The sequence below is a fragment of the Bacillus sp. JJ675 genome (assembly GCF_036963165.1).
GTDB lineage: Bacteria > Bacillota > Bacilli > Bacillales > Bacillaceae > Bacillus > Bacillus glycinifermentans.
Map to the genome: position 1 here is coordinate 1 of NZ_JBALMR010000124.1, position 14,431 is coordinate 14,431.

Consider the following 14,431-nt stretch of genomic DNA (forward strand, 5'->3'; position numbering starts at 1 on the left):
AAAAAGACAAAAATCCTTGTCATTTCAAGGATTTTTGTCTTTTTTATTCACGAATATGTTTGCGATTTGTTGTGAAACAGATACAATAAGTCTTGGACAGTTTTTTTAAGAACGATTTTCCAATCGTACCTGCGCCGCCTTGTGCTGCATCAGGAGATTCGTGTAAAATAACGGTTGTGCCAACAGCCGCATTATTTTTGACATTTTTCTGACAACACTTGAAGCGATGCGGGGAAATCAGCCGGATATCGCTTTGATTTATATATTAGAGTGTGTATTATTCTTTATAAGCAATGTTTGATGTTTGAAAGGGGTTTATGCATTTGGTTAAAAAACAGCAGGTTGACTATAATGATGATTCCATTCAGGTGCTCGAAGGCCTTGAAGCGGTCAGAAAGCGCCCCGGCATGTACATCGGTTCAACGGACAGCCGCGGCCTGCACCACCTCGTATACGAAATCGTCGACAACTCCGTTGATGAAGTCCTTGCAGGGTACGGGGATCACATTATAGTAAAAATACATAAAGACAACAGCATTTCGGTGCAGGACAGAGGCCGGGGAATGCCGACAGGAATGCATAAGCTCGGCAAACCGACTCCTGAAGTCATTTTGACCGTGCTTCACGCCGGAGGAAAATTCGGCCAAGGCGGCTATAAAACGAGCGGCGGCCTTCACGGCGTCGGAGCATCTGTCGTAAACGCCCTGTCCGAATGGCTGACCGTAACGATCGAACGGGACGGCAATATATACAGGCAGCGCTTCGAAAACGGCGGGAAACCGGCGACATCCCTTGAAAAAATCGGAACGACGAAAAAAACCGGCACTCTGACTCATTTCAAGCCGGATCCGAAGATGTTCAGCACGACAACGTATAACTTTGAAACGCTTGCGGAACGGCTGAGAGAGTCCGCCTTTTTATTAAAAGGCTTAAAAATTGAATTGATCGATGAACGCCACCAAGTACACGAAACGTTTCTTTACGAAAATGGGATTGAAGCTTTTGTCGCATATTTAAATGAAGAAAAAGACACATTGTCTGAAGTGGTGTCGTTTGAAGGAGAGCATAACGGGATCGAAGTCGATTTCGCATTTCAATTCAATGACGGCTATTCTGAAAACATTCTTTCGTTTGTCAACAATGTCCGGACGAAAGACGGGGGAACCCATGAATCCGGCGCCAAGACGGCGATGACGAGGGCGTTCAACGAATATGCGAGAAAGGTGGCCCTTTTAAAAGAAAAGGACAAAAACCTAGAAGGCGCAGATATCCGGGAAGGGCTTGCGGCAATTGTGTCTGTCCGCATACCTGAAGAGCTTCTGCAGTTTGAAGGCCAGACAAAAGGAAAGCTCGGGACAAGCGAGGCGAGGTCTGCGGTGGATGCCATCGTCTCTGAACAGCTCGCATATTTTCTGGAGGAAAACAGAGATACGGCGACTTTGCTCGTCAAAAAAGCCATCAAAGCGGCACAGGCGAGGGAAGCCGCACGCAAAGCAAGGGAAGAGGCCAGAAGCGGAAAAAAAAGAAAGAAATCCGAAGCGACGCTCTCAGGCAAATTGACGCCGGCTCAGTCGAGAAATCCGGCCAAAAACGAATTGTACCTTGTTGAGGGGGATTCTGCGGGCGGCTCCGCCAAGCAGGGAAGGGACCGGAAATTCCAGGCCGTCCTGCCGCTTCGCGGAAAAGTCATCAACACAGAAAAAGCAAAGCTTGCCGACATCTTTAAAAATGAAGAGATCAATACGATTATTCATGCGATCGGCGGAGGCGTCGGCGCCGATTTTGACATCGAGGATATCAACTATGATAAAGTCATCATCATGACGGACGCCGACACAGACGGCGCCCATATCCAAGTGTTGCTGCTGACCTTCTTCTACCGCTATATGAAGCCTCTGATCGAGCACGGAAAAGTGTTTATTGCGCTTCCTCCGCTTTATAAAGTCAGCAAAGGCTCAGGCAGAAAAGAGATCATTGAATACGCTTGGTCTGACGAAGAAATGGACGATGTCCTGAAAAAGGTCGGAAAAGGATATACGATCCAGCGCTATAAAGGTCTCGGCGAAATGAACGCAGATCAGCTGTGGGAAACGACGATGAACCCGGAATCGCGGACGCTCGTCAGGGTGAAAATCGATGACGCTGCCCGCGTAGAACGGCGCGTGACGACACTAATGGGCGACAAGGTTGAACCGAGAAGAAAATGGATTGAAAAAAATGTCGCTTTCGGACTTGATGAAGACAGCAACATTCTGGAAAATGAGAACTTATCGGTCGCTGAGGAGGTTTAAATAGATGGCACAGCCAGAAGTATTTCATGATTTACCATTGGAAGACGTGATCGGCGACCGTTTCGGCCGATACAGTAAATACATCATTCAAGACCGGGCCCTGCCCGATGCGCGTGACGGACTGAAACCGGTGCAGAGGCGGATCTTGTATGCCATGCATGCCGAAGGAAACACGCACGATAAAAATTTCCGCAAAGCAGCCAAAACGGTCGGTAATGTCATCGGGAACTACCATCCGCACGGAGACAGCTCCGTCTATGAAGCGATGGTCAGGATGAGCCAGGACTGGAAGGTCCGCAACGTGTTGATTGAAATGCACGGTAACAACGGAAGCATCGACGGAGACCCTCCGGCTGCGATGCGGTATACGGAAGCACGGCTCGCGCCGATCGCGGCGGAGCTATTGCGCGATATCGACAAGGATACGGTCGAATTCGTCCCAAACTTTGATGATACGAGCAAGGAGCCCGTCGTCCTTCCGGCGATGTTCCCGAATCTTCTCGTGAACGGATCGACCGGTATTTCAGCCGGCTATGCGACAGACATTCCGCCGCATCACCTCGGAGAAGTCATCGATGCCGTTATTAAGCGGATCGATTCACCGAACTGCAGTGTTGACGACCTTATGGAATTCGTAAAAGGCCCCGATTTTCCGACAGGCGGAATCATCCAGGGAAAAGAGGGCATCAAAAAAGCTTATGAAACCGGAAAAGGAAAAATCATTATCAGGGGAAAAGCCGAGATTGAAACGATCAGAGGCGGACGCCAGCAAATCGTAATTACCGAAATTCCGTTTGAAGTCAACAAAGCAAACTTAGTGAAAAAAATGGATGAATTCAGGATTGATCGGAAGGTAGAAGGGATTTCAGAAGTCCGCGACGAGACGGACCGAACAGGCCTCAGAATCGTCATCGAGCTGAAAAAAGAAGCGGATGCGAAGGGCATCTTAAATTTCTTATACAAAAACACCGATTTGCAAGTCCCGTATAACTTCAACATGGTGGCCATTCATAACAGAAGGCCGATGCTGATGAATCTGACCTCGATTCTTGATGCCTACATCGGGCATCAAAAAGAAGTCATCACCAACCGTTCGCAGTATGAGCTCAAAAAAGCGAAGGAAAGGCATCATATTGTCGAAGGACTGATGAAAGCTCTGTCCATTCTGGATGAAGTCATTTCAACGATCCGCTCATCAAACGATAAGCGGGATGCCAAAAACAACCTGATCGACAAATTCGCTTTTACGGAGCCGCAGGCTGAAGCCATCGTTTCATTGCAGCTCTACAGATTAACGAATACAGATATCACGGCTTTACAGGAAGAGGCAAAAGAGCTTGACCAAAAAATAAAAGAGCTTGAAGCGATTCTCTCCAATGACAAAAAGCTGATGAAGGTCATCAAGGACAATCTGAAAAAGCTGAAAAAAGCCTATGCGGGCGAAAGACGGTCAGTGATCGAAGAAAAAATCGAAGAGATTAAAATTAATCTTGAAGTCATGGTAGCGGCGGAAGATGTGTATGTGACGGTGACGAAGGACGGCTATATCAAACGAACAAGCCAGAGATCGTTCGCCGCTTCAAACGGCCAGGATTTCGGCATGAAGGATACGGACCGCCTGCTCTGTCTATTGGAAATGAACACGACAGACGTGCTGCTGCTGTTTACGAACAAAGGAAGCTATGTCTACTGTCCTGTCCACCAGCTACCGGACATCAGATGGAAGGACTTGGGCCAGCACATTACGAATATCATTTCAATTGACAATGATGAATCCATCGTAAAAGCGATACCTGTCAAGGAATTTACAGACTCGGAATACCTCCTGTTTTTCACGAAAAACGGGATGGTGAAAAAAACCCCGCTTCTTCAATATAAAGCACAGCGCTATTCTAAGGCGCTGGTCGCCTTGAATCTAAAAGGCGATGACGAAGTGGTGGATGTCCATGTCACAGATGGCACGAAAGACGTGTTCATCGCTACCCGCACAGGCTACGGCCTATGGTTTACAGAGGAAGAAATCAGCGTGGTCGGCGCCAGGGCGGCCGGCGTGAAAGGCGTGAACTTAAAGGACGGCGATTTTGTCGCTTCAGGACAGATTTTAGAGGAAACAGATGTCCTTGTCCTTGTAACGCAGCGCGGCTCTGTCAAGCGAATGAATCGCACCGAATTTGAAAAAACCTCACGAGCCAAACGCGGCGTTCTCATGCTGAGAGAGCTGAAGAAAAAGCCTCACCGCATCGCCGGGCTGCTCACATGCTCATATCATGACCAGATCATGATTCAGACTGAAAAGGGTGCCACAGAGGAGAGGCTTGTCAAAGAAATCAAGCTGCATGACCGGTACAGCAACGGATCATTTATCATAGATGAAGATGAGGCCGGGGAAGTAACGGATGTATGGATTAGCAAACATGAACAGGAGTGAAATCGACCTGTACCCTAATTGTAATTCAATATCTAGGGGTATCACCTATCAAGCCAACACCAGTGAATACTTAGAATAGAGCCATTTCTGCAAGAACGTTATGCTTCTTGCCTGTGACACAAGTAGACAACACCCATTTTCTGATTCGAAATTAAATAGTGATGAGTACATTAAAGTTCTCTCTGCTTAATTGATAAAGAGTAAAAACAACCCAGTCCATGTTCACGCCTTTAGTGAACATGGACTGGGTTTTCCTTACTACGCCAAGAATTATTGTACTTCTAACTCTTTTACAGTTTCGCCTTCAATTAACACCGGTTGATAATAGGTTTCGTTTGGCAAATCCTTCTTTCCTTGTAATTTCTTAATGACCCAATCAGCTGCATCGCGTCCCATTTGTTCTTGAGGGTGTGTCAATGTCGTTAGTTTGATATTCGCATTTTTGGCAATATACGAATTGTCCTGACCAACAATTGACAATTTGTCCGGAACAGAAATATTAAGTTGTCTGCATACATTTGCTACTTCCAACCCTACTTCGTCGTTATAGCAAACAATTGCAGTCAACACGTCTCTATTTTCATTTAGGAACTTCTTGAGGTTTGTATATAGGTCCAGCTTCGTCTCCGTATTGTATGAAAGCACATGCTCCGGTTGAAATCGTAATTTGGCTTCGCCAAGCGCTTTTATATATCCCTTCATTCGATACTTTCCTTGTAAATCATCCTCTTTTGAAATAAGGCCGATTTGTGTATGTCCTTTTGATATTAATTCTTTTGTTGCGAGATAGCTAGACTGCACGTCATCGAGGCAAAGAAAAGGAACATCTAATTCTTCATAATAAGCATTGATCATGATGAAAGGAATATCCTGTTCCTTGAACGACAGGTAGTAAGCAATATTGGGATTGTATAGATTGCTTTTCGTAGGTTCAACAATCAAACCGTCTACGCCAAATGACAACATCATTTCCAAAGCTTTTTTTTCTTGTTCGACATCATTATTTGTACTAGCTAATAGCAACGAATAATTAGCCTCATTCAATCTCCCTTCAATTCCACGAATAATGGAGGGGAAAATGTAGTCAGAAATGTAGGTCGTGATTACACCGATTGTTTTATTATTGGAATTCCCGCCAGATTTTGATTGATACTGGTTACTAACATAAGTGCCAGACCCTTTTTCACTTCTTAAGAATCCCTCGTTCGATAGTTCTAAAATGGCCTTTCGAACAGTGTGCCGGCTAACTTTGTACTCTTCTTGTATGGCGGATTCAGTAGGGATTTGTTCTCCTACGCTGTAAACTCCTGAAAGAATTTTGCTTTTTATATCATCGATGATGACTTTATACTTTGGTTTCATTTCACTCACTTCTTTCATAGTTGTTCGCATTCTAATTTTTAAAATTGAATTATTTGTGTGGACATATTTTATCATGGCTTTGAATGAATTAAAAGATTCCACCTTATTTTCGTGAAAATTAAAAGCAATTATAATTTTTTATGTTATACAAATACCTTTTATTATAAACATTAAAAGAAAAACAACAGAAATATCGTTGTGATATTTATATGAACATATCTTATTTTGATTGACAAATGTACGTACAAAAAATATACTTAGGTTGTTCATAAAGTTAAGCGAAAAGGAAAATGCCTTCTTTCGATTAATTTTGAAATCGCTATCAGAGAGGGGATCAACGTGAAAACGAGCCGAGTAAACATCAAACAAGCGATAACTGAGGGAGAAACATCCCTTGGAATCGAATTCGGATCCACACGTATTAAAGCAGTGTTGATTGATAGTAGTTTTGAAACAATCGCATCTGGAAGCTATGAGTGGGAAAACCTCTTGGAAGATGGAATTTGGACGTACAACTTAGTAGATATTATCACTGGATTACAAACAGCTTACAGTGAAATGAAGAAAAAAGTTGAACGAAATTATGGTATCACCATTCGCAAAATTGGTTCTATTGGATTTTCTGCAATGATGCATGGGTATATGGCTTTTGACAACACAGGGGAGCTGCTTGTTCCGTTTCGAACTTGGCGTAACTCAACAACCAGTGCTGCAGCAAAAGAATTAACTGATAAATTTCAATTCAATATCCCTGAACGGTGGAGCATTGCTCACCTGTATCAAGCAATATTAAATGAAGAGAAGCATTTGCCTCGCATTGATTATATCACCACTTTAGCCGGGTACATTCACTGGTTGCTGACTGGCAATAAAGCAATCGGCATTGGAGATGCTTCTGGCATGTTCCCGATTGATGAATCAACGCAAAATTACAATGAATCGATGGTCAGGCAGTTTGATGAACTGATTTCGATCAAGGGCTATCCTTGGAAGCTGAAGGATATTCTTCCTAAAGTTTATATTTCAGGCGAGCAAGCAGGTGAATTAACCGAAATTGGTGCAAAAATTCTGGATCAATCAAAAAATTTACAACCAGGCATTCCAATTTGTCCACCGGAAGGCGATGCTGGAACAGGAATGGTTGCTACGAATAGTGTGAGGAAACGCACTGGAAACATCTCAGTAGGAACTTCAGTTTTTGCCATGATTGTATTAGATAAAGAACTGTCAAAAGTGTATCCGGAAATTGATTTGGTAACAACACCAAACGGCAGTCCAGTTGGAATGGTTCATGCGAATAACTGCTCAAGTGATATTAATGCTTGGTTGGGATTGTTCCGTGAATTTTTTGAGGCAATGGGACAAAAGGTTGAAACGAATAAATTATTCGAAGTGATGTTAAATAAAGCTTTGGAAGCTGACTCAGATGGCGGTGGTTTACTTAGCTACGGTTATTTCTCCGGTGAAAATATCACAGGATTAGAAAAAGGCCGGCCGTTATTTGTCCGCTCGCCAGAGAGTCATTTCAATTTAGCAAACTTCATGCGGACCCACCTTTTTACAGCTTTTGGTGCTTTGAAAGTCGGAATGGATATTTTGACAAAAGAAGAAAATGTTGCAATTGACAGCATTGTAGCTCACGGCGGTTTATTCAAAACCCCTCTTGTTGGGCAAAAAATTGTTGCAGCTGCAATGAATGCCCCAGTATCAGTTATGGCAACAGCCGGAGAAGGCGGTGCATGGGGAATGGCTATTCTTGCTTCTTACATGATGAACAAAGATCAAGAAGAAAGCTTAGAGGACTTCCTCGACAAAAAAGTCTTTAAAGAGGATGAGGGGCAAGAAATTTACCCTGATCAATTAGATGTGGAAGGATTTGAAGCATTTATCGAACGGTACAAAAAAGGTTTAATGATTGAGCAGGCTGCTGTAGATCATTTGATTTTATGAGTGGAAAGACGGAGGGATTGACGTGTTAGAACAACTGAAAGAAGAAGTATTTCAAGCAAATTTGGACTTGCCTAAATATGGACTCGTGAAATACACATGGGGAAATGCAAGTGCCATTGACCGTGAAACGGGTTTATTCGTTATCAAACCCAGCGGTGTTGATTATGAAACGATGAAAGCTAATGATATGGTGGTTGTTGATCTAGACGGCAATGTTGTTGAAGGAGAGTTAAGGCCTTCATCAGATACAGCGACTCATGCAGTACTTTATAAGCATTACCCCGAAATTGGAGGAATTGTACACACCCATTCAACTTGGGCGACAATCTGGGCACAAGCAGGCCTTGATGTTCCAGCGATGGGGACAACTCATGCAGACACATTCTATGGTTCCGTACCATGTGCCCGTTACTTGACACAAGAGGAGATTGATCGTGGTTATGAAGCAGAAACAGGTCATGTAATTATCGAAACATTTGAAGAGCGTGGGTTAGATATTTTAGCTGTTCCTGGTGTCTTGCTTCATGGTCATGGTCCATTTACTTGGGGCAAAGATGTAAAATCAGCAGTATTGAATAGTGTGGTGTTGGACGAAGTTGCGAAAATGAATTTATTTACACGAGAATTAAATCTTTTTGCAAAAGAATTACCACAACGTATTTTAGATAAACATTATTTACGAAAACACGGTAAAAATGCTTATTATGGTCAAAAGTAATATCAATTCTGTCAAACTATTAATTATCCCATTAATTTAAGAAAAGAGGGTTATTATGTTAACAACAGGGAAAAAAGAATTTTGGTTTGTCGTAGGTTCACAACATCTTTATGGGGAAAAAACGTTGGCAGAAGTCAGAGCACACGCACAAGCCATGACCGATGCATTAAATGAAAGCGCTGTTTTACCATATCCGCTTGTACTGCAGGATTTAGCTGTAAGTGCAGATAAAATTACAAGCATCATGAAAGAAGTAAACTATCGTGACGAAGTAGCCGGTGTCATCACTTGGATGCATACTTTCTCACCTGCAAAAATGTGGATTCGCGGAACGAAATTATTGCAAAAACCATTACTTCATTTAGCGACCCAATTTAATGAAAGTATTCCATGGACAACGATTGACATGGACTTTATGAACCTAAACCAATCTGCTCACGGTGACCGTGAATATGGTTTTATCAATGCCCGTTTGAAAAAACAAAATAAAGTTGTCGTAGGTTACTGGGAGCGCCCTGAAGTGCAACAGCAAATTGCAGAATGGATGGACGTAGCGGTTGCTTATAACGAAAGCTTCAACATCAAGGTCGCTCGATTTGGCGACAACATGCGTAACGTTGCTGTTACCGAAGGGGATAAGGTTGAAGCGCAAATTCAATTTGGCTGGACAGTTGATTACTTTGGTATTGGTGATCTTGTTCAATACGTGAATGCGGTTACTGATGAAGAAATTAATGATTTGTTTTCAGAATACGCAGACCTTTATGAATTTGATTATGGCACTTACAGTCAGGAAGATTGGGAGAACAGCGTAAAAGTACAAGCAAGTTATGAAATTGCGATTAAACGTTTCCTGGATGATGGCGGTTACAATGCCTTTACAACTAACTTTGAAGATTTATATGGGATGAAACAGCTTCCAGGTCTTGCCGTCCAACGTTTGATGGCGCAAGGATATGGCTTTGCTGGTGAAGGGGATTGGAAAACTGCAGCGCTCGATCGCTTACTCAAAGTGATGAGCCGTAACCAATCAACTGGCTTTATGGAAGATTACACATATGAATTAGGTGCTGGTCAAGAATCAATCCTTCAATCACATATGCTTGAAGTTGACCCATCTTTAGCAAGCAACAAACCAAAAATTATCGTATCTCCATTAGGTATTGGTGATCGTGAAGACCCGGCGCGCTTAGTGTTCGACGGAAAAGCAGGAGATGGTGTTGTTGTTTCAATGGCAGACTTTGGTACGCATTACAAACTGTTGATTAACGAAGTTTCTGCATTTGAACCAACTGTTCCAGCACCAAACCTTCCGGTGGCACGGGTGCTTTGGGAAGTGAAGCCTAACTTCCAAGATGGAGTGAAAGCATGGCTTGAGAATGGCGGCGGTCACCATACAGTGGTTTCATTGAATGTAACAACAGACCAAATGATCACTTATGCAAAGCTGGTTGACCTGGAATATGTAGTGATTAAGTAATGCCTTTAACCTCTGAGGAGGTTCTGCTTCCTTGGAGGTGAAAAATTAGTATATCAAATATCAACATATTCATGGTTTTGTAAGCGTTATCGTGACGTTCAGGAAAAATTGAAAGCGTTTAATAATATCCGAATAAAACTATGAGATTTAAAGAGAAATCCCAACAAGTAATATCCAAGCATGTATCTGCAGTTTGAAAACACTTTTATTATTTTTTAAAAAGTCATCAATATTTTTAGCTGCGGGATTTTTACACAATATAATGTCAACCTTGAGGAGGGAACTTTAATGGTTAATGAAAAGAAAATCTCAAGTGGCTTCATTTATTTTTTTGGGGCTTTTGCCGGCATTCTTTTCGGTTATGATATCGGCGTTATGACGGGTGCTTTGCCTTTTCTGCAGCATGATTGGAACCTTCAAGACAACGCTGGGGTTATTGGCTGGATTACCTCTTCGGTAATGTTAGGAGCTATTTTTGGAGGCGCCCTTGCCGGACAACTTTCTGATCGTTTGGGACGGCGCAAAATGATTTTAATTTCCGCTATCATTTTTGTTGTTGGATCCATTTTGTCAGGAATAGCACCTCATAATGGGATACTATTTTTGATTGTTTCCCGGGTTTTATTGGGCTTGACCGTTGGTGCTGCTTCTGCATTGGTCCCAGCCTATATGTCGGAAATGGCGCCTGCACGTTTACTTGGACGGCTGTCAGGAATTAATCAAACAATGATTTGTTCTGGAATGTTGCTTTCTTACATTGTTGATTTTCTGTTAAAAGATTTGCCGGAAACAATGGCATGGCGGTTGATGCTTGGTTTGGCTGCCGTACCTGCTTTGATCTTATATGTTGGAATGTTAAAGTTACCCGAATCACCACGTTTTTTAATAAAGAACAATAAACTTGATGAAGCTCGCAAGGTGTTGAGCTATATTCGCGCTAACAAAGAAGAGATTGATTCTGAAATAACACAAATTCAAGAAACTGCCAGAGAGGAAACAATGGCAAATCAAAAAGCATCATGGGCTACACTCTTAAGCAATAAATATCGTTTTTTATTAATTGCCGGTGTAGGTGTTGCTGCTTTTCAACAATTCCAGGGTGCAAACGCAATTTTTTATTACATTCCTTTGATTGTAGAAAAAGCAACAGGGAATGCGGCTAGTTCAGCGTTGATGTGGCCGATTATTCAAGGAGTAATTCTCGTACTAGGTTCATTAATATTCTTAATGATTGCTGATAAATTTAATCGCCGTACTTTATTAACAGTGGGCGGAACAATTATGGGGCTGTCCTTTATTTTGCCGGCAATACTGAATATATTAATTCCTAATGCAGATCCGATGATGATGGTTGTCTTTTTAAGCATCTATGTAGCACTTTATTCATTCACGTGGGCTCCATTAACTTGGGTCATCGTTGGAGAAATTTTCCCGCTGGCAATTCGCGGGCGTGCGTCTGGGTTAGCTTCATCATTTAACTGGATTGGTTCTTTCTTGGTTGGATTGCTATTTCCTATAATGACCGCTTCGATGTCTCAAGAAGCTGTGTTTGCAATCTTCGGTGTGATTTGTTTACTTGGAGTTGTATTTATCCGGACACGCGTCTCTGAAACTCGAGGTCGCAGTTTAGAGGAAATTGAAAAAAATGAAGAAAATAGACAAATTAACGGAAAAAGCGCGCAAATAAACCTATGAGCTTTGGGGTTGAATGGAAAGGAGCTATCTTGGGCACCGCTTTATCGCAGGGGAAATCTTCGCACCAGTGCATTTTGAACAAAAGTAAAGTACTATACAAACCGTGAACATGATATGGAGGCGGAAAATTTCCCCCTCCATATTTGAAAGAAATTCGTTCAGCTTATATGTTCAAGATGTGAAACAAACTGTGATCTTTGAATCATTTGAAACTTAATTAAATACCATTCCGCCATCAATGATAAGAGCTTGACCAGTCATATAATCTGAATCTGGTCCTGCAAGGTAGGAAACGCATGCTGCTACATCTTCCGGCTCGGATAGGCGTTTTAATGCAATATTTTTAGAGAATTGCTCCAGTCCCCATTCAAATGGCTTGCCTGCTTCATCAGCGGTTTGCTGTGCAATGTCCATCATCATAGGCGTTTTAACAATGCCCGGACAAAAGGCGTTTACAGTAATGCCTAATTCAGCCAGGTCTTTTGCTGCAGTTTGGGTAATACCGCGAACAGCGAACTTTGTTCCGCCGTAAACTGCTAAGCCCGGGTTGCCGACTTGACCGGCTTGAGAAGAAGCATTGATTATTTTTCCGCCGTGTCCAAGTTCTTTGAAGACTTTTACAGCTGCTTGTATTCCCCAATAAGTACCGCCGACATTAACATCATAGACTTTCCGATAATCTTCATAAGTAATGCTTTCGATAGGGGTGGTTGGTCCAAGCCCTGCATTATTTATCACCACATCAAGTCCGCCAAGACTTTTTACTGTTTCATCGACAGCTTTAAAAACATCATCACGATCAGCCACATTTACTTTAACTGCAATTGCTTTACCATTAGATTGGTTAATTTCCTCGGCAACTTTTTTTGCAGTTTCTTCATTGTAATCAGCAACTGCAACAGCGAATCCATCTTCTGCTAAGCGTTTGCAGATTGCTTCACCAATTCCTTGGCCGCCGCCGGTAACAAAGGCAATTTTTCCGGATACTTTACTCATATGAACATCATCTTCTTTCTATATGTAATTAGTATTATATGGTACAGAAATATTATATCTTATATTTGTCGATGTGAAATAAAACCGCGACGTTTGTAAGAAAAATGTGATATTTTACATAAAAGTTGCGATTTTTTGAAAAAAGTTCAACTTTTTAATAGGGGTACAGCCAATTGTCATTAAGACTATACACATTGATATAGAAGAAGCTGAAAACCTATCAAGGCTGACTATTTAGATAAAGTCGGTTTCATTATCTACGAAAATACCAAGTGCATTGCAGTTTCACTCAACAAAGTCTCCCTGAACCGTTGATAACATTTGAGAAAATTCCGGCAAACGAAAAGTCTTGAACAAGGTTGCCACGGCACTTAAAGAGATGGGACGAATAGAAAAGACGATCTTTATCCTGGACTTACATTCTCAAGCGCATCGATGCGCCGCTGTATTCAGCGTTGTTTTAACAAAGGAGAAGCAATGAATGCTCTGGCACGAGCCATTTTTTCGGGAAACATGGAGAACTAAGAGAACGGGCTTTACGGAACGATTAAAGCGTGCGAGCGTTTGAACATCCTGTGAAATAAGATCAAATGAAAAGGCATGAGTCCGGTACAATATCGGACTCATGCCAATCAAACTGCTTTATATTATTGTCTAACTTTTTAAGGGCGCTTTTTTTATTCAGCTGTCCTGGCGATTAAACAGATCGGTAATCGCATGCATAAATTCAATTCCTTGAAATACAAACAAGTTTAAAGCTGTCAATGAAAAGAGACCGATAATCACCATTCTTATGATAAATAACATGTTTAAAACCTCCTGTTTTTTCAAATGCGGTTATGGTTTTGAAACATGTGCATTGCCGAAATAAGAAGAGTGATAGAAAACAGCGAGCATAAATGCCTTCAGATGTTCTTTCAGCCGGTTTATGATGTAAACCCGGACGGAAACCGCAGCCAAGATCAAGAGCAGCAAGAATGCTTCTTTTAATCCGGGCGAATTCCATAACGATTTAGCCTTTTCTTCACCATGTTTGCCGACTGTCAGTTCGTGAAGCTCATCGCCTGTAACAGCCGCTTTTTGTGCATGATGACTTGCAGGCAGGTGGGGCATTGAGAACGAATGAAGGCTTGCAATGACTAGGAAAAACATAGACAATTGCAGAAACAACGACTTTTTCATCAGATCCCATCCCCCCTTTTATTCTCATAATCTTAGCATATTTAATTATATAAGAAAAGATGATTTTTTTGTGACATTTTAGTTAAATTTATTGACAAGTTATTGTTTTGTATTTACCCGTATTTTATATTTTTAGTCTATTCAATGCAGAAAAGGCGCCACTGCAAATGGCGCCTTTTTTCTTTTTAAAATTGACAGCTGAATGAAGTGATTTCATTCAAATCGATGCCGAAATAGACCCAGCGGAATTGACGCGGCCTCCACCTGTATCCCGCGATGGAGCGGCGGCCGACAAAAACAGGGTAGAACCAGAAGCGGCTTCCGTTTCT

General features: G+C 42.1%; 10 protein-coding genes and 2 pseudogenes. 7 read left to right on the forward strand and 5 right to left on the reverse strand.

The window, feature by feature from the left end:
• Positions 1 to 323: 323 nt before the first annotated feature.
• On the forward strand, positions 324 to 2,291 hold the full coding sequence (parE, locus tag V7126_RS23650; RefSeq protein ID WP_175075165.1) for a DNA topoisomerase IV subunit B: 1,968 nt from the start codon (positions 324 to 326) through the stop codon (positions 2,289 to 2,291).
• 4 nt (positions 2,292 to 2,295) lie between these two features.
• Positions 2,296 to 4,719 (forward strand): DNA topoisomerase IV subunit A, encoded by a 2,424-nt coding sequence (gene parC / locus V7126_RS23655; protein ID WP_046132352.1) that lies wholly within the window; start codon positions 2,296 to 2,298, stop codon positions 4,717 to 4,719.
• Between the two features lie 270 nt (positions 4,720 to 4,989).
• Here parC and V7126_RS23660 read toward each other — a convergent pair whose 3' ends face one another.
• The gene (locus V7126_RS23660) at positions 4,990 to 6,081 is read right to left on the reverse strand and encodes a GntR family transcriptional regulator (protein WP_046132359.1); all 1,092 of its coding nucleotides are present in this window, start codon (positions 6,079 to 6,081) and stop codon (positions 4,990 to 4,992) included.
• 339 nt (positions 6,082 to 6,420) lie between these two features.
• On the opposite strand from V7126_RS23660, the gene V7126_RS23665 reads away from it, so the two are divergent.
• The 4 genes from V7126_RS23665 to V7126_RS23680 all read left to right on the forward strand — a co-directional run bounded on the left by V7126_RS23665 (position 6,421) and on the right by V7126_RS23680 (position 11,924).
• Positions 6,421 to 8,031 (forward strand): xylulokinase, encoded by a 1,611-nt coding sequence (locus V7126_RS23665; RefSeq protein WP_175075163.1) that lies wholly within the window; start codon positions 6,421 to 6,423, stop codon positions 8,029 to 8,031.
• Positions 8,032 to 8,053: 22 nt separating this feature from the next.
• Positions 8,054 to 8,749 (forward strand): L-ribulose-5-phosphate 4-epimerase, encoded by a 696-nt coding sequence (locus V7126_RS23670; protein ID WP_175075162.1) that lies wholly within the window; start codon positions 8,054 to 8,056, stop codon positions 8,747 to 8,749.
• A 55-nt stretch (positions 8,750 to 8,804) separates the two neighbouring features.
• Positions 8,805 to 10,229, forward strand: coding sequence for an L-arabinose isomerase (gene araA, locus V7126_RS23675; protein WP_175075161.1), 1,425 nt, complete (start codon positions 8,805 to 8,807; stop codon positions 10,227 to 10,229).
• Between the two features lie 288 nt (positions 10,230 to 10,517).
• Positions 10,518 to 11,924, forward strand: a complete 1,407-nt coding sequence (locus V7126_RS23680) for a sugar porter family MFS transporter (RefSeq protein WP_175075160.1) — start codon at positions 10,518 to 10,520, stop codon at positions 11,922 to 11,924.
• Positions 11,925 to 12,137: 213 nt separating this feature from the next.
• Here the strand turns inward: V7126_RS23680 and V7126_RS23685 are convergent, their stop codons facing one another.
• Positions 12,138 to 12,920: a (S)-acetoin forming diacetyl reductase gene (locus tag V7126_RS23685; RefSeq protein ID WP_175075159.1), complete on the reverse strand. Its 783-nt coding sequence runs from the start codon at positions 12,918 to 12,920 to the stop codon at positions 12,138 to 12,140.
• A 352-nt stretch (positions 12,921 to 13,272) separates the two neighbouring features.
• Here V7126_RS23685 and V7126_RS23690 point away from each other — a divergent pair.
• Positions 13,273 to 13,465: pseudogene (locus V7126_RS23690) on the forward strand (Tn3 family transposase); the annotation flags it as partial.
• 136 nt (positions 13,466 to 13,601) lie between these two features.
• Here V7126_RS23690 and V7126_RS23695 read toward each other — a convergent pair.
• The 3 genes and pseudogenes from V7126_RS23695 to V7126_RS23705 form a co-directional block, all read right to left on the reverse strand.
• A complete protein-coding gene (locus V7126_RS23695) occupies positions 13,602 to 13,727 on the reverse strand; it encodes a hypothetical protein (protein WP_256860391.1) in 126 nt (41 codons plus the stop codon).
• A 30-nt stretch (positions 13,728 to 13,757) separates the two neighbouring features.
• A complete protein-coding gene (locus tag V7126_RS23700; RefSeq protein ID WP_175075158.1) occupies positions 13,758 to 14,102 on the reverse strand; it encodes a hypothetical protein in 345 nt (114 codons plus the stop codon).
• A gap of 185 nt (positions 14,103 to 14,287) precedes the next feature.
• Positions 14,288 to 14,431 (reverse strand): annotated as a pseudogene (locus tag V7126_RS23705) (transporter); the annotation flags it as partial.

What these genes read in the sequence shown, in the direction of transcription:
- parC (WP_046132352.1), top strand. Translation starts at nt 2,296, where the DNA reads ATGGCACAGCCAGAAGTATTTCATGATTTACCATTGGAAGACGTGATC.
- V7126_RS23660 (WP_046132359.1), bottom strand. Translation starts at nt 6,081, where the DNA reads ATGAAACCAAAGTATAAAGTCATCATCGATGATATAAAAAGCAAAATT.
- araA (WP_175075161.1), top strand. Translation starts at nt 8,805, where the DNA reads ATGTTAACAACAGGGAAAAAAGAATTTTGGTTTGTCGTAGGTTCACAA.
- V7126_RS23680 (WP_175075160.1), top strand. Translation starts at nt 10,518, where the DNA reads ATGGTTAATGAAAAGAAAATCTCAAGTGGCTTCATTTATTTTTTTGGG.
- V7126_RS23685 (WP_175075159.1), bottom strand. Translation starts at nt 12,920, where the DNA reads ATGAGTAAAGTATCCGGAAAAATTGCCTTTGTTACCGGCGGCGGCCAA.
- V7126_RS23695 (WP_256860391.1), bottom strand. Translation starts at nt 13,727, where the DNA reads ATGTTATTTATCATAAGAATGGTGATTATCGGTCTCTTTTCATTGACA.
- V7126_RS23700 (WP_175075158.1), bottom strand. Translation starts at nt 14,102, where the DNA reads ATGAAAAAGTCGTTGTTTCTGCAATTGTCTATGTTTTTCCTAGTCATT.